Origin of the sequence: Pseudomonas sp. LG1E9 (assembly GCF_003290225.1) — a bacterium.
GTDB lineage: Bacteria > Pseudomonadota > Gammaproteobacteria > Pseudomonadales > Pseudomonadaceae > Aquipseudomonas > Aquipseudomonas cyclaminis.
In genome coordinates this window covers 408,286-426,858 of record NZ_CP029983.1, presented here as the reverse complement: position 1 = coordinate 426,858, position 18,573 = coordinate 408,286, and the positions used below count along the sequence as shown (strand labels likewise).

The 18,573-nt window shown below is 59.9% G+C and carries 17 protein-coding genes; 11 read left to right on the top strand and 6 right to left on the bottom strand.

Features of this window, described 5'->3' with window-relative positions:
- The first annotated feature begins 320 nt into the window (after nucleotides 1-320).
- The 4 genes from DNK50_RS02220 to DNK50_RS02205 all read left to right on the top strand — a co-directional run bounded on the left by DNK50_RS02220 (nucleotide 321) and on the right by DNK50_RS02205 (nucleotide 4,822).
- Complete coding sequence (locus DNK50_RS02220) at nucleotides 321-977, top strand: DUF1120 domain-containing protein (protein ID WP_099585952.1); 657 nt, start codon at nucleotides 321-323, stop codon at nucleotides 975-977.
- 171 nt (nucleotides 978-1,148) lie between these two features.
- A complete protein-coding gene (locus DNK50_RS02215; protein ID WP_256595458.1) occupies nucleotides 1,149-1,790 on the top strand; it encodes a fimbria/pilus chaperone family protein in 642 nt (213 codons plus the stop codon).
- A gap of 7 nt (nucleotides 1,791-1,797) precedes the next feature.
- Nucleotides 1,798-4,299 carry a fimbria/pilus outer membrane usher protein gene (locus DNK50_RS02210; RefSeq protein ID WP_112192725.1) on the top strand — a complete coding sequence of 834 codons (2,502 nt, stop codon included), beginning with the start codon at nucleotides 1,798-1,800 and terminating at the stop codon, nucleotides 4,297-4,299.
- The gene (locus tag DNK50_RS02205) at nucleotides 4,289-4,822 is read left to right on the top strand and encodes a hypothetical protein (protein ID WP_112192724.1); all 534 of its coding nucleotides are present in this window, start codon (nucleotides 4,289-4,291) and stop codon (nucleotides 4,820-4,822) included. Before DNK50_RS02210 ends, DNK50_RS02205 begins: the two co-directional genes overlap by 11 nt.
- On the opposite strand, the gene DNK50_RS02200 is transcribed toward DNK50_RS02205, so the two are convergent.
- From DNK50_RS02200 to DNK50_RS02185, 4 genes are read right to left on the bottom strand one after another with little or no spacing between them, the layout of a single operon-like run.
- Nucleotides 4,794-5,531 carry an amino acid ABC transporter ATP-binding protein gene (locus tag DNK50_RS02200; RefSeq protein ID WP_099585948.1) on the bottom strand — a complete coding sequence of 246 codons (738 nt, stop codon included), beginning with the start codon at nucleotides 5,529-5,531 and terminating at the stop codon, nucleotides 4,794-4,796. The two genes, DNK50_RS02205 and DNK50_RS02200, sit on opposite strands and share 29 nt — an antisense overlap.
- Nucleotides 5,518-6,168 (bottom strand): amino acid ABC transporter permease, encoded by a 651-nt coding sequence (locus tag DNK50_RS02195; RefSeq protein WP_112192723.1) that lies wholly within the window; start codon nucleotides 6,166-6,168, stop codon nucleotides 5,518-5,520. Before DNK50_RS02195 ends, DNK50_RS02200 begins: the two co-directional genes overlap by 14 nt.
- On the bottom strand, nucleotides 6,165-6,833 hold the full coding sequence (locus DNK50_RS02190) for an amino acid ABC transporter permease (protein ID WP_017736949.1): 669 nt from the start codon (nucleotides 6,831-6,833) through the stop codon (nucleotides 6,165-6,167). The genes DNK50_RS02195 and DNK50_RS02190 overlap by 4 nt, the downstream gene beginning before the upstream one ends.
- A gap of 18 nt (nucleotides 6,834-6,851) precedes the next feature.
- On the bottom strand, nucleotides 6,852-7,637 hold the full coding sequence (locus tag DNK50_RS02185) for a transporter substrate-binding domain-containing protein (protein WP_099585946.1): 786 nt from the start codon (nucleotides 7,635-7,637) through the stop codon (nucleotides 6,852-6,854).
- A 255-nt stretch (nucleotides 7,638-7,892) separates the two neighbouring features.
- Between DNK50_RS02185 and DNK50_RS02180 the strand changes: the two genes are divergently transcribed.
- The 5 genes from DNK50_RS02180 to DNK50_RS02160 all read left to right on the top strand — a co-directional run bounded on the left by DNK50_RS02180 (nucleotide 7,893) and on the right by DNK50_RS02160 (nucleotide 13,126).
- On the top strand, nucleotides 7,893-8,588 hold the full coding sequence (locus DNK50_RS02180; protein WP_099585945.1) for a FadR/GntR family transcriptional regulator: 696 nt from the start codon (nucleotides 7,893-7,895) through the stop codon (nucleotides 8,586-8,588).
- A 121-nt stretch (nucleotides 8,589-8,709) separates the two neighbouring features.
- On the top strand, nucleotides 8,710-9,039 hold the full coding sequence (trxA, locus tag DNK50_RS02175; protein WP_099585944.1) for a thioredoxin TrxA: 330 nt from the start codon (nucleotides 8,710-8,712) through the stop codon (nucleotides 9,037-9,039).
- Nucleotides 9,040-9,275: 236 nt separating this feature from the next.
- Nucleotides 9,276-10,535: a transcription termination factor Rho gene (rho, locus tag DNK50_RS02170; protein ID WP_003176825.1), complete on the top strand. Its 1,260-nt coding sequence runs from the start codon at nucleotides 9,276-9,278 to the stop codon at nucleotides 10,533-10,535.
- 156 nt (nucleotides 10,536-10,691) lie between these two features.
- Nucleotides 10,692-12,158, top strand: coding sequence for a 4-hydroxy-3-polyprenylbenzoate decarboxylase (ubiD, locus tag DNK50_RS02165; RefSeq protein WP_038444369.1), 1,467 nt, complete (start codon nucleotides 10,692-10,694; stop codon nucleotides 12,156-12,158).
- Complete coding sequence (locus tag DNK50_RS02160; RefSeq protein ID WP_112192722.1) at nucleotides 12,158-13,126, top strand: CDP-6-deoxy-delta-3,4-glucoseen reductase; 969 nt, start codon at nucleotides 12,158-12,160, stop codon at nucleotides 13,124-13,126. Before ubiD ends, DNK50_RS02160 begins: the two co-directional genes overlap by 1 nt.
- Here the strand turns inward: DNK50_RS02160 and DNK50_RS02155 are convergent.
- On the bottom strand, nucleotides 13,123-13,605 hold the full coding sequence (locus DNK50_RS02155) for a sn-glycerol-3-phosphate transporter (protein ID WP_099585942.1): 483 nt from the start codon (nucleotides 13,603-13,605) through the stop codon (nucleotides 13,123-13,125). The genes DNK50_RS02160 and DNK50_RS02155 overlap by 4 nt on opposite strands.
- Before the next feature lie 328 nt (nucleotides 13,606-13,933).
- Between DNK50_RS02155 and DNK50_RS02150 the strand changes: the two genes are divergently transcribed.
- Nucleotides 13,934-16,321, top strand: coding sequence for a TonB-dependent siderophore receptor (locus DNK50_RS02150; protein WP_112192721.1), 2,388 nt, complete (start codon nucleotides 13,934-13,936; stop codon nucleotides 16,319-16,321).
- 27 nt (nucleotides 16,322-16,348) lie between these two features.
- On the top strand, nucleotides 16,349-17,002 hold the full coding sequence (locus DNK50_RS02145) for a gamma-glutamylcyclotransferase (protein ID WP_099585940.1): 654 nt from the start codon (nucleotides 16,349-16,351) through the stop codon (nucleotides 17,000-17,002).
- Here the strand turns inward: DNK50_RS02145 and glpT are convergent.
- Entirely contained in the window at nucleotides 16,999-18,336 is a 1,338-nt protein-coding gene (gene glpT / locus DNK50_RS02140) for a glycerol-3-phosphate transporter (RefSeq protein WP_112192720.1), read from the bottom strand. The two genes, DNK50_RS02145 and glpT, sit on opposite strands and share 4 nt — an antisense overlap.
- Between the last annotated feature and the right edge of the window lie 237 nt (nucleotides 18,337-18,573).

Sequence of the window (18,573 nt, the reverse complement as noted above, 5' to 3'; positions counted from 1 at the left end):
GTCTTAAGCTGCTGCTCGCAAGTGCGCGAGCCACTGTAGGGGATTTTAACTTAGGGGCCTTTTACGCTTAGCTTTGATTTGGCCTACAGCCTGTGAGTCAGAGTTCTATTCATTATTTTGCTCAAGCCTACTGATGGGGCAGGCACGGATGACAGTTTATTTTTATCGCTCCGACACCAATTAAAGGGTTGTCTTATTCTTTAGGTAAGTGCCAAAGAGACAGACTGTCACTCGGCAATTTTGCCGTGGTGTTATTTATTTATGGTTTGAATTCAAGGCAAAAATAAATACGCCTGAAAACTTTCAGTGACAGGTCGAATATGAAGAAAATTGTTGGATTGACTCTTGGTATTGCTTATCTGGCTGCGGCCTTTAACGCTCAGGCATCCACCAGTGCAGAACTGATCGTCAGGGGTACGATCAAACCTGCCGCCTGCAACCTCAGCATGACCGGTGGCGGCATTATCAACTACGGCACCATCCCCTCGGGCAAACTGCTTCCGACGGCGTTCAACCCGCTCGCGGAAATGACCACTCCCCTGAGTATCAACTGTGGCACCACGGCTGCTCAGTTCGGGCTGAAGTTTGTCGACCTGCAGGCTGGCAGCAAAGTGCCAGGCATCCTCAATGCACTGGGGGCAGGTTATACCGAGGCTCATAACTACGGCTTGGGGAGCGCCTCTGGCCGCAGGACCGGCGGCTTTGCGGTTACCCTCAAGGACCTCCGGTCGTCGTCCACAGTGCTCAGTCCCATCGTGCGTGTGAGCACCGGCGCGTGGCAGAACAGCGACGGCAAAGTTGCCCAGTCGCCTAGTCAACATTCGTGGCGCAGCAGTACAACTGCGGTTCCCGCCATGATCACTCAGTTGACCGGAACTATTGCTGTGAGGGCGGTGATCAACAAAGGTCAGGATCTGGACCTGAGCCGTGACATTACCCTTGATGGGCGTGCAACGCTTGAGTTGAATTACATCTAAGCGACTGAACTACAGCCGGCCTGAAACCCTATGTTTCTTGTCGGCTGTTTTTATGTGGGCGTCAATCGTCAACTTAAATGTTGCGGGGAGTACTGAGTGCTTAGTTTTTCAGCAATAAGTAATGTGCGGTTGCTGTGTGCAAGTGTGTGTTTGTATTTCGCAAGTTTTGCAATGGCGGACGGCATGTTGCCGGAAACTACCCTGGTTGTGCTCTATGAAGAGCAGGGCGAAGCCACCATAAACATCAAGAATACCGATGCGGCACCGGCGCTGCTTCATTCTGTCGTCGAGAACGTGCCCGAGGACGTGGAGCCGCTGCTGATTGTGACGCCGCCCATTACGCGCGTAGAGGCAGGTGAAACCCAGTTGGTGCGTTTCATCAGCACGTTGAAAGAGCCCTTGAAGACCCAGCGGTTGAAACGCGTTTCCTTCGAGGGCATTCCCCAGGCTAAAGCCCCTGGCGGTACGACCATCGGCATCACCCTGCGACAGAACTTGCCGCTGATCCTGCACCCACGAGGTTTACCTCTGCATCACACCCCTTGGGAGCTGCTGAAGTGGAAGCAGGTGGGGGAGCGCCTAACGGTGCATAACGACAGCGCTTACGTGGTGCGCCTGGCGCCGGAGGTGCAGTTGCTGCCTCATCAAATCGTTGCAACGCTGCCGCGCACCTATCTATTGCCGGGGGAAGCGCTGGCGTTGAGCGTTGATGGGCCGTTGGCGGGTGTGACTGCCGTCAATATCCAGCCGGCCACGGTCTACGGGTTTGCGGCGGACAACTACCGCGCCCCGATCAATGCCAATGGGGATTGATCGTTCCATGACAAACCTGTCGAGTAACAAGCGTATGACGTCGTTGTGGCCCCGCCGACCCACGCTGCTTATGGGATTTGCGACGTTATGGAGTTTGCCTGGCCTTGCTCCCGCGCTGGAATTGGGCGAGGGGTTCGATCTGGCGGCGCTCACCACCCATGGCATTGATCCGAAAGTGTCTGACTACTTCCGTAGTGCGGCGCGTTTTCGCGAGGGTGTTCAGGTGGTGGGGCTGCGGGTTAACGGGAACCCCCTGGGCTTGGTGGATGCACGGTTCGATTCACACGGGCAGCTGTGTTTTACCCCTGGGCTGCTGGAGAAAGCCGGGTTGGTAACGCCCAGCGGCATGCTTGGCAAGGGGACTGATGCGGACCAGGCCTGCCATGACTTCCTCGGCGCTTTCCCGACGACGATGGTGCGACTGCGCCCCGGCAGCGACGAGGTGGCGCTGGTGGTACCGACCGGATCACTGCGTGCGCCGCAATGGGAGGCCAAACAATTTGCCCGAGGCGGTACGGCGGCGTTGTTCAACTATGACGTGCAGGGTTTCGACAGCCATTCGCGCAGTGGGCCCAGCCGGTTCGTCTCGGCCCATACCGAGGCGGGCTTCAACGTGGGTGACTGGATTGTTCGCAGTCGTCAATTCTATGTATCTGACAATGGTGTGGCCCGTACCGAGCACCTGTATGCCTATGCCCAGCGAGACCTCGCTGCGTTGCAGTCGACTTTCCAGGTAGGCCAACTCGCCAGTAACAACCCGTTGTTCAGTGGGATTCAATTGTCCGGTGTGCAGTTTTCCCCCGATGGCCAGTCGCGGGCGCCGGCGGGCAGCAACAATGCCGTGGTAGAAGGGTTGGCCCAAAGCCAGTCACGCATTGAAGTACGCCAGGCAGGCGTGCTGATTCACAGCACGCTGGTGCCTGAAGGCCCTTTCAGGCTGACGGGCCTGCCCTTGCTCAATGGCACCAGCGACCTGGAGGTCAGCGTCATCGATGTACGGGGCGCCAGGCGCAGTTTCGTGGTGCCTGCCGCCTCTTTCGCAGGGGCTGCGCCAGCGGCACCGGGCTTTTACTTCTCCCTTGGCAAGGTGCGTGAAAACGAGCAAGAGCAGGCGCCGTCGCCGGTAGTCGCCATGGCCAGCGGCACGTGGGGCCTGGGCCGCGACTCCTCGGCCGGCGTTGGCCTGTTGAATACCGACGAATACTGGTCGGCAGGCGGCACCCTCAGCAGCGTGTTTTTCCAGCGGGTTTCCGTGGGCGCACGTCATAACGTGTCCCGGGACAGTCGCAACGCGGTATCCGGGTCTCGCAGCAGTGTGTCGGTGAGCAGCCCGGTGTACGGCAATCTCGACCTCAGTCTCAGCGCAACCACCCAGACCCGTGGGTATCGCGAGGTGCTGGAAGCGGGTCGCCCGAGTAACGCCGACGAACTGGGGTCGCGCTTCAGTCATCAGTACACGGCAGGCCTGAGCTGGGTCGATAACACGCTGGGGGCATTTTCCCTGGGCTACACCCGCAGCGCGCAGCTTGACGGGCACGCTACAGACCATGTGTTCGCTTCATGGAACAAGTCGTTTCGCCACGCCGATGTCGCGTTGATCGCCGACTCGCAAGTGGGCGGTAGCCAGGTACGCCGTGATGCTGCGAGTGGAGGCCGGCGGCGCGACACCGCCCAGGACGATGACCTGTCCGTGCGTTTGCAGGTCAGCATGCCCTTGGGCAGTGATCGTCGCCTGAACAGCTATACCAGTCATCGTGGAAAGCAGGCCCGTGCAGGCGTCGCGCTCAGTGAACGGGTCAATGAGTATGTGAATTACGACGTGGGTATCGAACGTGACCTCAGTGCCAGGGAGCAATCGGTTCGGGGTCAGGTGGACTTGATGCCGCGATACACCCGCGTCGGCCTGGGGGTCAATCGGGACCCGCTGGGTACAAGCTATACCGGGCAGTTGCAAGGCGGCATGGTGGCTCACGAAGGTGGGTTGACGTTCTCGCCGTATGCCGTGCAGGACACGTTTGGCATCGCATCGGTGGGCAAGCTCAGCGCCGCGAAAATCGACACCCCGCACGGACCGGTATGGACCGACTTCAGTGGGCAAGCCGTGATCCCCGGCTTGCCGGCCTACACCAATAGTCGCATCGAAGTGCAAACCCAGTCCCTGCCCAAGCGTGTTGACCTGAAGAACGGCACCCAGGTGCTCGCCGCGGGCCGAGGGTCGGTCAACAGCGTGGCGTTTGATGTGGTGACAGTGCGCCGCATGTTGCTCTCCGCCGTTGATCAACAGGGTCGGCCGCTGCCTCAGGGCGCTTCGGTGTTTGACAATAACAATCGCTTCCTGACCAGCGTGGTGGGCGAGGGCATGATTTTCCTGAACGACGCCAATAACGAGCAAAGCCTGCGGGTTTCATTGCCGGACTCTTCTACCTGCCTGCTGAATCTGGCCACCGAGACCCCGCGTGACAATGACACGTTCTACGAGACAGCATCGGCGGTGTGCCATGGCCGCTAATCGCAAAGGTATGGGCTTTGCACTGATGTGCACATTGTTGATGGTCCAGGGTGTACGGGCTGAAAATTGCCGGGTGTCCGTCAGTCAGCCCCGTATCGACTATGGCGTTATTCGCAAGGAGACACTGGCCCCAAGCGCATCCTTCCCGCTGGGAACGCGCACGGTGCACCTGAGCGTACTCTGTGCAGAGCCTTCGGCAATGGCATTGCGGTTTGTCGGGGCGGCCGATGGGCAAGGTTTTCGCTTTGGTCGTGAGGGGCGCTTTCGTCTGACCCTCAAGCATGCCCAGGTGGATGGGCAGCCCGTCACGTGGGGGGTGGCACATCTGCCCGGTGAAGCTGTCAACGGGCAGTTATTGCCGGGCCGGGTCCTTGTGGCACCGGTGGCCGGAAAGCGACTGACCGCCCAGGTCGACATCGACACCGAGCTGCCCTCCGACGTTTTGCAGGTGCGCAGCCAGACCTTGCTGGAAGGGCAGGGTCATTTCGAACTGGTCAGCCCGGCTGCTCCACTGAACCGATGAAGTTGGCGAGCTCTGGGGTTTGCGGGTTGGCGAACAGTATTCTGGGGTCGCCAACTTCATGCACCTTGCCCTGGTGCATGAACACCAGCTTGTCGCCAACCTCTCGGGCGAAACGCATCTCGTGGGTCACCATGATCAAGGTCATGCCGTCCTTGGCCAACTGACGGACGACGCTGAGTACCTCATTGACCAGCTCCGGGTCCAGGGCCGAGGTGATCTCGTCGCACAGCAGCACTTTGGGTGACATGGCCAGGGCGCGGGCAATGGCGACGCGCTGTTGCTGGCCGCCGGACAGGCGATCAGGAAAGGCGTCGAACTTCTCGCCCAGTCCCACGCGCTCAAGCATTTGTCTTGCCAGTTGCGCGGCCTTGGCCTTGGGCACTTTCTGCACCACTTGTGGGGCGAGCATCACGTTTTCGCCCACCGTAAGGTGCGGGAACAGGTTGAACTGCTGGAATACCATGCCGACTTTCTGCCGCAGGCTGCGCAGGTCGGCGCGGGCGGCGTCGAGGTATTCGCCGTCGACTTCGATCACGCCGTCGTTGATCGATTCCAGGCCGTTGAGGGTGCGCAGCAAGGTGGACTTGCCCGAGCCACTGCGGCCGATGATCGCCACCACCTGGCCTTCTTCAACGGTCAGGTCGATGCCTTTGAGGACGTGGTGATCGCCGTAATACTTATGCAGGGCGGAAATTCTAAGCAGAGGCATGCAGTCTCCTTTCCAGGTAGCGCGCACTGAGGGACAAGGGGTAGCAGAGCAGGAAGTAACCGAGGGCCACCAGGCCGTAGACCATGAAGGGCTCGAAGGTAGCGTTGGCGAGCATGCCGCCGGTCTTGGTCAATTCGGTGAAGCCGATGATCGAGGTGACTGCGGTGCCTTTGACCACCTGCACCGAGAACCCCACCGTTGGCGCGACGGCAATGCGCAGCGCCTGGGGCAGGATCACATAGCGCAGTTGCTCCAGCGGATTAAGCGCCAGGCTGGCCGAGGCTTCCCACTGCCCGTGGGCGATGGAGTCGACGCAGCCGCGCCAGATTTCGGCGAGGTAGGCGCTGGTAAATAAAGTGAGGGCAATCGCTGCCGCCAGCCAGGGCGAAATATCAATCCCCAGCAAGGCGATGCCGAAGAACACCAGGAACAGTTGCATCAGCAGCGGCGTGCCCTGGAACAGTTCGATGTAGGTGCGCGCAACATTGCACGCGAACGCCTTGTTGCTGATGCGCATGGTCATCACCAGCAAGCCGATCAGGCCGCCGCCGATAAACGCCACCAGCGACAGCAACAGTGTCCACTGCAAGCCGGTCAGCAGATTGCGCACGATGTCCCAGAAGGAAAAATCACTCATCGACTGTTCCTCATCACAAAGCGGCGGCCGATCCAGTTGAGCAACTGGCGAATCATCAGCGCCATGCACAGGTACACCAGGGTGGTCAGTGCATAGGTTTCAAATGCGCGGAAATTGCGCGATTGGATAAAGTTGGCGGCGAAGCTCAGCTCTTCGGTGGCGATTTGCGAGCACACCGCTGAGCCGAGCATCACGATGATGATCTGGCTGCTCAGGGCCGGCCACACCTTGCCCAGCGCCGGTAGCAGCACCACGTGGCGGAACGCCTCGAAGCGCGTCATCGCCAACGCTGCTGCAGCTTCCAGTTGCCCACGGGGAATGGCCTGGATGCCGGCGCGGATAATCTCCGTGGAGTAGGCCCCCAGGTTGATTACCATCGCCAATACGGCCGCCTGCCACTCGGTAATCTTCAGCCCCAGGGACGGCAGGCCGAAGAAGATGAAGAACAGTTGCACCAGGAACGGCGTGTTGCGGATCAACTCGACATAGACGCCGAAGAACCAGGCAAACGGCTGGATCTTCCATGCCCGCACCACCGCGCCGACGGTACCCAGGGCCACGCCGAGGATCGCGCCGATGGCCGTCAGCTCAAGGGTGAACAGCGCGCCGCGCAGCAGCAGGTCGGTATTGGCCAGCACGGGTACAAAGTCAAATTGATACGCCATGAAGTCAGCTCCGTCGTATCAGAGATCAGCAGGCAGCGGCTCTTTGAGCCACTGCATCGCGTTCTTTTGCAGGCTGCCGTCAGCCTTGCCCGCGACCAGGATCTGGTTGACCTTCTCCAGCAGCGCCGGCTCGTTTTTGTTCACGCCGACGTACACCGGCGAGTCCTTGAGTTTTACCTTCAGCGCCGGCACGCGTTTTGGGTTGCGTTCGCTGATCGCGACCATCACCACGTTGCCGCTGGCGATCAGGTCAACTTGGCCGGCCAGGTAGGCGGCGATGGTCGAGTTGTTGTCTTCGAAGCGCTTGATGGTGGCTTCCTTGGGCGCTACGGCGGTCAGCTCGATGTCTTCGATGGCGCCACGGGTCACGCTGATGGTCTTGCCCTTGAGGTCGTCGAGGCTGCTGATGGCGGCATCCGGTGGGCCGAACACCGCCAGGTAGAACGGCGCGTAAGCCTTGGAGAAGTCGATGACCTTTTCCCGCTCAGGGTTCTTGCCCAGGCTTGAGATCACCAGGTCGACCTTGCCGGTGGTGAGGAACGGGATGCGGTTGGTGCTGTTGACCGGGGTCAGCTCCAGTTTGACCTTGAGTTGGTCGGCCAGCAGCTTGGCGGTGTCGATATCCAGGCCGCGTGGCTTCATGTCCGGGCCGACAGAGCCGAATGGCGGGAAGTCCTGGGGCACTGCGACCTTGAGGGTGCCACGGGCGACAATATCGTCCAGACCGTTGGCCTGGGCGGGTGCCTGGATGAGCATCAGGCTGGCAAACAGGGCAGTGAGCAGGGCGCTGTAGCGCTTGGTCATGGCAACTCTCCGAGAAGGGCGAAGGAATTTTCTGAATTTGCTCAGTGCATAGCCCATGCCAGCACGCAGGGAATGGCGTGCGGGGCTGGGATTTGTTGAGGTGCTGTGGTCTTACTGGTCTGAACAGTGAGTGAGCTTTTCGCACTCTTTTCGAGCGCCGATAAAACCCCGCGAGCCCCTTTGGGGCGTGGCTTGCCGCCGGCCGCGATTAGCTTTACAACTAGCCACTCAGTTGTCTGGAACCTTGAGTTTTTTATGAATTCCATCGCCCAAGCCGTACCGGAAGCGGCCCTGCAGGCCATCCGCAAACTGATCAAGGAACAGGGTTTTGTGCCGGGCGACGCATTGCCGTCCCAGCGCGACCTGGCGGTGCAGTTGGGCGTGAGTCGGGCGTCGTTGCGCGAGGCATTGTCGTCCTTGAGTGCTTTGGGCTTGGTCAGCGTGCAGCCGGGCAAAGGTGTATTCGTGCAGGCGGCTGAGGAGGCGCCGGGATTTGCCTGGCCGTTCGCGGCCCAGGCCACGCCGCTGGACATCTTCCAGTTGCGCTATGCCCTGGAGGGCTTTGCGGCGGGGCTGGCGGCGGTGACGCTGACCATTGATGAATTGGACAGTCTTGAGGATAACGTCGAGGCGATGCGCAAGGTGCTCAAGGCCGGCGACTTCGAAGCGGCGGCGCGATTGGACTTCGAATTCCACCAGCGCATCCTGCTGGCCAGCGGCAACCAGGCAATGGTGAGTATCCTGAGTGCCAGCGCCGAGGTGTTCCTGGAGAGCCAGAAACTACCGTTCATCCGGCCAGAGCGGGCCATGGAAACCTGGCAGGAACATCGCAAGATACTGCGCGCACTGGCCCGCCGCGCCAGTGCGGCGGCACAGAAAACCATGCAGGAGCACGTACGGAACGCGGCGTTGCGTACGGGCATTGCCTTCGTGACGCCTGTCACGCCGTGAGTCGGGCCATACCCAAACTCATGCACCGCCATAGCAAGACTCAATCAGAGGCGGCTTCCTGAACGGGGGAAGGGCGGCTATGATGGGCAACGTTTTTTTTGCTTACAATCCGGAGACATCCATGAGCAACGATCTTATCAAGCACGTCACCGACGCGACCTTTGAGGCCGAAGTACTCAAGGCTGACGGCCCGGTGCTGGTTGACTACTGGGCTGAATGGTGTGGCCCTTGCAAAATGATCGCTCCGGTCCTGGACGACATTGCAACCACTTACGAAGGCAAGCTGACCATTGCCAAGCTGAACATCGACGATAACCAGGAAACCCCGGCCAAGCACGGCGTGCGCGGTATTCCTACGCTGATGCTGTTCAAGAACGGCAACGTCGAAGCCACTAAAGTGGGTGCGCTGTCGAAGTCCCAGCTGCAAGCTTTCCTCGACGCCAACATCTAAGCGTCGTCAAAAAGGCCCCGCAAATCGCGGGGCTTTTTCGTTAAACAGGGCTAGACGCTCCGAAATTCAGGTGGTACATTCGGCCCCGCACTGGTTTCTCCACTGCCCCCTGCAAGCCGTCGCCGACGCATTCCTTTTCGATTAGTACGCGATCCTGTCGCCTTCTCTGCGGCGCGGCCTCATTAAGCCAAAAGCTTAATTTCCCCCCCCTCCATAAATGATTACGTCATTCCTATATGAATCTGACTGAACTCAAGCAAAAGCCGATTACCGACCTGCTCCAACTGGCCGAAGAAATGGGCATAGAAAATATGGCCCGTTCGCGCAAGCAGGACGTGATTTTCTCCCTGCTCAAGAAGCACGCGAAAAGCGGCGAGGAAATCTCCGGTGATGGCGTGCTGGAGATTCTCCAGGACGGCTTCGGCTTCCTCCGCTCTGCAGACGCCTCCTATCTCGCCGGCCCAGACGATATCTACGTCTCGCCGAGCCAGATCCGTCGCTTCAACTTGCGCACCGGTGACACCATCGTTGGCAAGATCCGCCCTCCGAAGGAAGGCGAGCGTTACTTCGCCCTGCTCAAGGTCGATACGATCAACTTCGATCGTCCAGAGAACGCGAAAAACAAGATTCTCTTCGAGAACCTGACCCCGCTGTTCCCGACCGTGCGCATGAAGATGGAAGCCGGTAACGGTTCCACCGAAGACTTGACCGGTCGTGTAATCGACCTGTGCGCCCCGATCGGCAAAGGCCAGCGTGGCCTGATCGTCGCACCGCCGAAAGCCGGTAAAACGATCATGCTGCAGAACATTGCAGCGAACATCGCCCGTAACAACCCTGAGGTTCACCTGATCGTATTGCTGATCGATGAACGTCCGGAAGAAGTAACCGAAATGCAGCGCACCGTGCGCGGCGAAGTGGTTGCCTCGACGTTCGATGAGCCGCCAACCCGCCACGTGCAGGTTGCCGAAATGGTGATCGAGAAGGCCAAGCGCCTGGTCGAACACAAGAAGGACGTGGTGATCCTGCTCGATTCCATCACCCGTCTGGCCCGTGCCTACAACACCGTGATCCCGAGCTCCGGCAAGGTACTGACCGGTGGTGTCGATGCCCACGCCCTGGAGAAACCGAAGCGTTTCTTCGGCGCTGCGCGGAACATCGAAGAAGGCGGCTCGCTGACCATCATCGCCACCGCACTGGTTGAAACCGGTTCGAAGATGGACGAAGTGATTTACGAAGAGTTCAAGGGTACCGGCAACATGGAACTGCCTTTGGACCGTCGCATCGCAGAAAAGCGCGTGTTCCCGGCGATCAACATCAACCGTTCCGGCACCCGCCGCGAAGAGTTGCTGACAGCCGACGACGAACTGCAGCGCATGTGGATCCTGCGCAAGCTGCTGCACCCGATGGATGAAGTTGCAGCCATCGAGTTCCTGATCGACAAGCTGAAAACCACCAAGACCAACGACGAGTTCTTCCTGTCGATGAAGCGTAAGTAATACGACGTTTCAGGTCCGAAAGAATGGTGCCCTCAGGGGCGCCATTTTTTTTCGCCTGCTTTTTAAGCACCGTTGGCACCCAAAAGCACCGCGATAGGCTGCCAGCCAGCCTCAGAGCAGGTAGGATGTACGCCTATTTTACGGGTGGCATGGTTAATGAAATTCAAGGATCTTCGGGATTTCGTGCAGCAACTTGAGCAGCGCGGAGAGTTGAAACGCATCCAGGTGCCGGTGTCCCCGGTGCTGGAAATGACTGAGATTTGCGACCGCACCCTGCGTAACAAGGGCCCGGCGCTGCTGTTCGAAAACCCGACCGGCTTTGATATTCCGGTGCTCGGCAACCTGTTCGGCACGCCCGACCGCGTGGCGTTCGGCATGGGCGCCGAGTCGGTCAGCGAACTGCGCGAGATCGGCAAGCTGCTGGCCTTCCTCAAGGAGCCCGAGCCGCCCAAGGGCTTGAAGGACGCCTGGTCGAAGTTGCCGATCTTCCGCAAGATCATTGCCATGGCGCCCAAGGTGGTCAAGGACGCCGTGTGCCAGGAAGTGGTCATTGAGGGCGATGACGTCGACCTGGCCATGCTCCCGGTGCAAACCTGCTGGCCTGGCGACGTCGGCCCGCTGATCACCTGGGGCCTGACTGTCACCAAAGGCCCGAACAAGGACCGTCAGAACCTCGGCATCTACCGTCAGCAAGTGATCGGCCGCAACAAGGTGATCATGCGTTGGCTGAGCCACCGTGGCGGCGCGCTGGACTTCCGTGAGTGGTGCGAAAAACACCCTGGCCAGCCGTTCCCGGTCTCCGTGGCCCTGGGCGCCGACCCGGCCACCATCCTCGGCGCCGTGACCCCGGTGCCGGACAGCCTGTCCGAATACGCCTTCGCCGGTCTGCTGCGCGGCAACCGCACCGAGCTGGTGAAGTGCCGTGGCAACGACCTGCAAGTACCGGCCACTGCTGAAATCATCCTCGAAGGCGTGATCCACCCTGGCGAGATGGCCGACGAAGGCCCTTACGGCGACCACACCGGCTACTACAACGAAGTCGACAGCTTCCCGGTGTTCACCGTCGAGCGCATCACCCACCGGATCAAGCCGATCTACCACAGCACCTACACCGGCCGTCCACCGGATGAGCCGGCGATTCTCGGCGTGGCACTCAACGAAGTGTTCGTGCCGATCCTGCAAAAGCAATTCCCGGAAATCACCGACTTCTACCTGCCGCCGGAAGGCTGTTCGTATCGCATGGCCATCGTGACCATGAAGAAGTCGTATCCGGGCCATGCCAAGCGCGTCATGCTGGGTGTGTGGTCGTTTTTGCGACAGTTCATGTACACCAAGTTCGTTATTGTCACCGACGACGACATCAACGCCCGCGACTGGAACGACGTGATCTGGGCCATCACCACGCGCATGGACCCCAAGCGCGATACGGTGATGATCGACAACACGCCGATCGACTACCTCGACTTCGCGTCGCCGGTATCTGGCCTTGGCTCCAAGATGGGCCTGGATGCCACCCACAAATGGCCGGGTGAAACCACCCGCGAATGGGGTCGGGTGATCGTCAAGGATGAAGCCGTGACCGCGCGCGTCGATGCGATGTGGAAAGAATTGGGAATAGATTGATGCGTGTAACCCTGCAACCTTCCGGCGCTGTGCTGGAGCTGGTCCCCGGCGAGCGAATCCTCGAAGGCGCGCGCCGCCTGGGCTACGAATGCCCCCAGGCCTGTCGCAACGGCGTGTGCCATGTGTGTGCCGCGCTGCTGGTGGAAGGTCGGGTGCAGCAAGCCGGTGAGGTACGCGATCACGGTGAGTTCTACACCTGCATCGCCGAACCGCTGGAAGATTGCATTGTGTTGTGGGATGGCGTGCTGGCGCCGGGAGAGTTGCCGTTGCGCAAGTTGTCGTGTCAATTGAGTGAATGCGTAGAGGTCGGTGGTGATGTGTGGCGCGTGCGCCTGCGGGCTCCGGCCGGCAAGACGGTGCGTTACCACGCCGGGCAGTACCTGATGATCGAACGGGAAAATGGCGAGAAATCAGCCTTTTCCCTGGCATCGGCGCCTCACGCCGGACGCGAGCTGGAACTGCATGTGCTGGCCCGCGAGGACAGTGCGCGCAGCCTGCTGGAACAACTGCAACGTAACCAGATGGCCCGCGTAGAACTGCCGTTTGGTGACACTCACCTGGCCGAGTTACCGGACGGTCCGCTGGTGTTGATCGCCGCCGGCACCGGCATGGCGCAGATGCACAGCCTGATCGAACATTGCCGCGCCTCCGGCTTCAAGCACCCGGTGCACCTGTACTGGGGCGTGCGTCGCCCGGAAGACTTTTACGATATCGAGCACTGGGACCAGTGGCTGCAATTGCCTAACCTGTTCCTGCACAAAGTCGTCAGCGATTTGTGCGGCTGGGAAGGGCGCTGCGGTTTGCTCCATGAAGCCGTGTGCGAGGACATCGTCGACCTCAAGGCTGTACACGTCTACGCCAGCGGTTCACCGGCGATGATCTACGGCACCTTGGATGCGCTGGTCGACGCTGGCATGGATGCGCACCAGATGCGCGCCGACGTATTCGCCTACGCGCCGCGCCCTTAAAAGCGCACGCCGGTCGTCACCATCGCCGCATTGAACCCCAGCAACACCAACTCCGCCGCCACAGGCCCGTAATAGGTGCCTACTGACGGAATGATCACCGGCGCCACGCCGAAACGGTTCAAGGGGATCTTGTCGCGGTACTTGCCGCGATAGCCCTGGATCGCCCCGCCCGTAACCTTCAGGTACACCGGATAGTCGTTCATGTCATAGCGCTTGCCCGCGTAAGCGTAGTACGAGCGCTGGCTGAACGAGTTGCGAAAGGTCGCCCCGCCATACACCCACCCTGATGCCTCATTGCGCTCCAGGCCAATCAGGTCCTGGTTGTTGTTGTGGTCCTTATCCGGCGCGAAGTGGCGGGTATAGACGCTGGTCTGCGCGTACCAGAAGCCTTTGTCGTCTTCGGTAACGGGCGCTTCGCTGGCCAGCGCGGTGGTGGCCTGGGCCAGCAATAACAGGCCAGGCAGTCGGAATCTTTTCATGGGTGCGACCTCGGTAGTCGGTTTGATGGGCGGCTAAGTGGGTCGTGATGTGCGCACTATTTTGACGGTTTGACGCGAGCCCAGGCTGAACCGGGGCTGAAACTAGCGGGATTGCTGCACATAATCCTGATGAAAGGGTGCCGGGCTTATGCATTCGCTTATTCTTTAAAGGTATTTAATTTGTTACATGAATATCTTTAAGCTATAACGCAACGGACTACCGATTTTCTGCCAATAACCAACAACTGACCGCCACCGCCCGCCAGCCGGATCGATCGTACGCACTCAGCGCATTGAAGCGCCGGGTCTTGATTCCAAGGGGAGCGGTATGGGGAGCTACAACAAACACGCGCTGTACATGGCGATTTTGTCGGCCAATTTGCTGACCGCTGTGGGTTTCAATCCAGTCTTTGCGGCCGAAACGTCCGCCACCGATGCACCCAGACTCGACACGGTAATCGTCACCGGCACCCGTGCTCAGGAGCGCACGGCCAGTGCGTCGCTGTCACCCATTGATGTGATCTCCGGCGAAAGCCTGCGCAGCACCGGCTCCGATGAGCTGGGCGCGGTGCTGGCGCGCCTGATTCCATCCATCAATTTCCCGCGCCCAAGCCTGGTGGATGGCGCCGAGCTGGTGCGACCTGCGCAATTGCGTGGCCTGTCACCCGATCAGGTGCTGGTGCTGGTCAACGGCAAGCGCCGCCACACCAGTGCCTTCGTCAATCTGGGCGGTGCGGTGGGGCGTGGCTCGGCGCCGGCGGACCTGAATGCGATCCCGCTGTCGGCGGTGGACCATATCGAAGTGCTGCGCGACGGTACCTCGGCGCGCTACGGCTCGGATGCGATTGCCGGGGTGATCAACGTGATCCTCAAGCACGCCGACCACGGCGGCTCGATCTCCACCAAGTTCGGCGAATACAAGAAGGGCGACGGTATCCAGCGTAATGTCAGCGGCAACACCGGCCTGGCATTGGGCGACAACGGCTTTATAAACCTCTCTGCCGAAGGCGCCGACAACGATTACACCAACCGCGCCGGCGATGACTACCGTGCGGGCAGTGTCGGTTCTACCACCTACGGCCAGCGTGTTTTCCGTCAGGGCGAGCCGGCTACCAATGAAGGCAAGTTCCAGTTCAACTCCGAATATTCCTTCAACGACTCGGCCGAGTTCTACACCTTCGGCGGCTACAGCAAGCGGCGCGGCGAGACAGCGGCGTTCTACCGGGCGAGCAATGCGGCCAACAATATCCCTGCGCTCAACCCCAACGGTTACCTGCCGTTGATCAAGGGCAACCTCGAAGACACCTCGCTGGTGGTGGGCTTGCGCGGCTTGCTGGCCTACGACTGGCATTACGACTTGTCGGCCAACTACGGCAAGAACCAGTACGCACTCAGCACCGAAACCATCAACACCTCCCTGGGCCTGGCCACGCCGCGCAAGTTCGACAACGGCACCCTGAGCAACGACCAGAAACAAGTCAGCCTGGACCTGTCCCGTGAGTTTGATGTGGGTTGGCTGCCGTACCCGGTGTCCGTGGCGTTTGGTGGCGAATACCTGCACCAGGGCTATGAAATCGAAGCCGGCGAGCCGGCATCCTACTTCCAGACCGGCAGCTCCGGGCTGGGCGGTTTCCGGGATGCCGATGCCGGCACCAGCTCGCGTCACAATTGGGCCCAGTACCTGGACCTGGAAACCAATTTCACCGAAAAACTCAGCGCCTCGGCCGCCGTGCGTCATGAGGATTACAGTGATTTCGGCTCCAATGTCAGCGGCTCGCTGTCAGCCCGCTATGACTTCACCCCGCAAGTGGCCTTGCGCGGCAGTGTTTCCAACGGTTTCCGCGCGCCCTCCCTGGCGCAGCAGAACTTTGCCTACACCTCGTCGCAGTTGATCGGCAGCACCATCCAGGAAGCCGGCACCTTCCCGGCCAACAGCCAGGTGGCGCGCTTGCTCGGCGCCGAGGACCTCAAGGCCGAGAAGTCGCGCAACTACAGCCTGGGCCTGGTGCTTGAGCCGGCCGATGACCTGACGGTGACCGTGGATGTGTACCGCATCGACATCCGTGACCGTATCAGCCTGTCCTCCAACCTTGGCATAAACGCGGCGACGCGGGCCTATCTGCAGGCCAACGGCGTGGGCAACATCGACTACACCACCGCCCGCTACTTCACCAACGCCACCGACACCAGCACCGATGGCGTGGACCTGGTGGCCAACTATCGCTACCTGTTCGACAGCGGCGTGCGTTGGAACAGCACCGTAGGCTACAACTACAACCACACCAAAGTGACCGATGTGAAACCCAACCCGGCCATCCTCGACAGCCTTGGTGCGAACCTGGTACGTGTGGACCGCCGCGAGCGCATCGGTTTGCTCGGCGATACCACGCCCCAGCACAAGCTGAGTCTGGGTAACGACTTCACGTTCGGTAATTGGGCACTGCACAGCAATCTGGTGCGCTATGGTGAATTCACCAGCTACCAGGCGGACAAGGTCAACGACCAGACCTTCAAGGCAGCCTGGGTGCTGGATTTGTCGGCCGACTACAAGTTGAAGAACTGGACCTTCACCCTGGGCGGCGACAACGTCACCGATAAATACCCGGAGAAGGTCAACGCCTTCGCCAGCAGCGGTGGCAATTTGGCCTATAGCACTTTTTCGCCGTACGGTTACAGCGGCGCGTTTTATTACGGTAAAGTTGCTTACAACTGGTAACACACAGGAGGCGTACCGCTTTTCGCCATGACCGCCATTGAAACCGATCTTCAGCAATTGGCTTACCCTCCGCGGCTCGATCTGGGGCCGCAACTCACTCACGAACAGTTGATGAGCTCGATGCAGGCCACCATGGGCCGGCACAAGGGTGGGCCGGTCTGGTTATTTGCGTACGGTTCGCTGATCTGGCGTCCTGAATGCTCGTCCGCCGAACGGCTGCGGGCACGGGTCCACGGTTATCACCGGGGCCTGTATCTGTGGTCCCACGAGCATCGGGGTACGCCGGAAACGCCGGGGTTGGTGTTCGGGCTGGATCGCGGTGGCTCGTGCAGCGGGTTCGCCTACCGCTTGCCGGAGGATCAGCTGGAGGCCTCGCTTTACGCCTTGTGGCAGCGCGAGATGCCATACCCGTCGTACCGGCCACACTGGCTCAGCTGCCGTCTGGAAGATGGCAGTCAGGTGCAGGCATTGGGGTTTGTATTGGAACGGCATTTGCCCAGTTACGCAGGCAATTTACCCGACGTCATCCTTAATCACGTGTTGCAGAGCGCTTGCGGGCGTTACGGCACTACGCGCGATTATGTCGAGCAGACCGTGAACGCCCTGCGTAGCCACGCCATGCCAGATAAGAATCTGGAGGCGCGGCTCAAGCGGTGTGCAAAGGGTTGCTCAGGCGATTAACGCGCCGAGCTGACGCTATTGGTGTGCCACAGCGTTGGGATCAGGAATGCGATCGCCAGCAGGCACGCGCCGATCAGCAGTACGAAACCACCGTCCCAGCCGAAGTGGTCCACGGTGTAGCCCATCGCCGCACTCGCGGCCACCGAACCACCCAGGTAACCGAACAGACCGGTGAAGCCCGCAGCCGTACCGGCGGCTTTCTTCGGGGCCAGTTCCAGCGCCTGCAGGCCGATCAGCATCACCGGGCCATAGATCAGGAAGCCGATGGAGAACAGCGCAATCATGTCGATCATCGGGTTGCCCGGCGGATTGAGCCAGTAAACCAGGGTTGCCACGGTCACCAGTGCCATGAACACCACGCCCGTCAGGCCACGGTTGCCACGGAAGATCTTGTCCGACATCCAGCCGCACAACAGTGTGCCTGGAATGCCTGCCCACTCGTAGAAGAAGTACGCCCAGGACGTTTTATCTACGTCGAAGTGCTTGGCTTCCTTCAGGTAGGTTGGCGCCCAGTCCAGCACGCCGTAGCGCAGCAGGTAAACGAACACGTTGGCGAAGGCGATGTACCACAGCATTTTGTTGCGCAGCACGTATTTGACGAAGATTTCCTTGGCGCTGAATTCTTCTTCATGGCTGGCGTCGTAGCCTTCCGGGTAGTCGTTCTTGTACTTCTCGATGGGCGGCAGGCCGACCGATTGCGGGGTATCGCGCATGGTGATGAAGGCAAAGGCTGCTACCGCCAAGGCCACAGTGGCCGGCACGTAGAAGGCAGCGTGCCAGTCGTTGAACAAGGCCATGCCCAGCAGGAACAACGGGCCGATCAGGCCGCCGCCGACGTTGTGCGCCACGTTCCACACCGAAACCACGCCGCCGCGTTCTTTCTGCGACCACCAGTGCACCATGGTCCGCCCACTTGGCGGCCAGCCCATGCCCTGGGCCCAGCCGTTGATGAACAGCAGAATGAACATCATGGTCACGCTGGACGTTGCCCAGGGCGCGAAACCGAAAATGAACATCACGCCTGCCGACACCAGTAGACCGAAAGGCAGGAAGTAGCGAGGGTTGGAACGGTCGGACACCAGGCCCATGAGGAACTTGGACAGGCCGTAGGCAATCGCAATGGCCGACATTGCCAGGCCCAGTTGACCGCGGGTGTAACCCTCGTCGATCAGATAAGGCATGGCCAGGGAGAAGTTTTTACGCAGCAGGTAATAACCGGCGTAACCAAAGAAAATACCGGCGAAGATCTGCCAGCGCAGTCGTCGGTAGGTACTGTCTATTTTTTCTTCAGGCAGGGGTGCCTGGTGCGCGGCAGGACGAAAGAAAGCAAACATTCAAGAGCTCCAAATTTCTTGTTTTGACTGCGGATGCGAATGTTACAGTTTCGTTACCGAAAATAGCATTGCATCTTGGCGGCAAACACGGGAAATGAGCGCAAGTGCATGTTCTCTTACGAACATGTCGCGAATAGATAAGTGGTGGTCGCAAACAGTTTCTGAGGCGGGTGGAGATCCAAATGTGGGAGGGGGTTTGCTCCCGATAGCGGTGATTCAGTCAACAGATGTGTCAAC

What these genes read in the sequence shown, in the direction of transcription:
- DNK50_RS02180 (WP_099585945.1), top strand. Translation starts at nt 7,893, where the DNA reads ATGAATTCCATCGCCCAAGCCGTACCGGAAGCGGCCCTGCAGGCCATC.
- DNK50_RS02145 (WP_099585940.1), top strand. Translation starts at nt 16,349, where the DNA reads ATGACCGCCATTGAAACCGATCTTCAGCAATTGGCTTACCCTCCGCGG.
- DNK50_RS02215 (WP_256595458.1), top strand. Translation starts at nt 1,149, where the DNA reads ATGGCGGACGGCATGTTGCCGGAAACTACCCTGGTTGTGCTCTATGAA.
- trxA (WP_099585944.1), top strand. Translation starts at nt 8,710, where the DNA reads ATGAGCAACGATCTTATCAAGCACGTCACCGACGCGACCTTTGAGGCC.
- DNK50_RS02150 (WP_112192721.1), top strand. Translation starts at nt 13,934, where the DNA reads ATGGGGAGCTACAACAAACACGCGCTGTACATGGCGATTTTGTCGGCC.
- DNK50_RS02200 (WP_099585948.1), bottom strand. Translation starts at nt 5,531, where the DNA reads ATGCCTCTGCTTAGAATTTCCGCCCTGCATAAGTATTACGGCGATCAC.
- DNK50_RS02220 (WP_099585952.1), top strand. Translation starts at nt 321, where the DNA reads ATGAAGAAAATTGTTGGATTGACTCTTGGTATTGCTTATCTGGCTGCG.
- ubiD (WP_038444369.1), top strand. Translation starts at nt 10,692, where the DNA reads ATGAAATTCAAGGATCTTCGGGATTTCGTGCAGCAACTTGAGCAGCGC.
- DNK50_RS02190 (WP_017736949.1), bottom strand. Translation starts at nt 6,833, where the DNA reads ATGGCGTATCAATTTGACTTTGTACCCGTGCTGGCCAATACCGACCTG.
- glpT (WP_112192720.1), bottom strand. Translation starts at nt 18,336, where the DNA reads ATGTTTGCTTTCTTTCGTCCTGCCGCGCACCAGGCACCCCTGCCTGAA.
- DNK50_RS02155 (WP_099585942.1), bottom strand. Translation starts at nt 13,605, where the DNA reads ATGAAAAGATTCCGACTGCCTGGCCTGTTATTGCTGGCCCAGGCCACC.
- DNK50_RS02185 (WP_099585946.1), bottom strand. Translation starts at nt 7,637, where the DNA reads ATGACCAAGCGCTACAGCGCCCTGCTCACTGCCCTGTTTGCCAGCCTG.
- DNK50_RS02205 (WP_112192724.1), top strand. Translation starts at nt 4,289, where the DNA reads ATGGCCGCTAATCGCAAAGGTATGGGCTTTGCACTGATGTGCACATTG.
- DNK50_RS02160 (WP_112192722.1), top strand. Translation starts at nt 12,158, where the DNA reads ATGCGTGTAACCCTGCAACCTTCCGGCGCTGTGCTGGAGCTGGTCCCC.
- rho (WP_003176825.1), top strand. Translation starts at nt 9,276, where the DNA reads ATGAATCTGACTGAACTCAAGCAAAAGCCGATTACCGACCTGCTCCAA.
- DNK50_RS02210 (WP_112192725.1), top strand. Translation starts at nt 1,798, where the DNA reads ATGACAAACCTGTCGAGTAACAAGCGTATGACGTCGTTGTGGCCCCGC.
- DNK50_RS02195 (WP_112192723.1), bottom strand. Translation starts at nt 6,168, where the DNA reads ATGAGTGATTTTTCCTTCTGGGACATCGTGCGCAATCTGCTGACCGGC.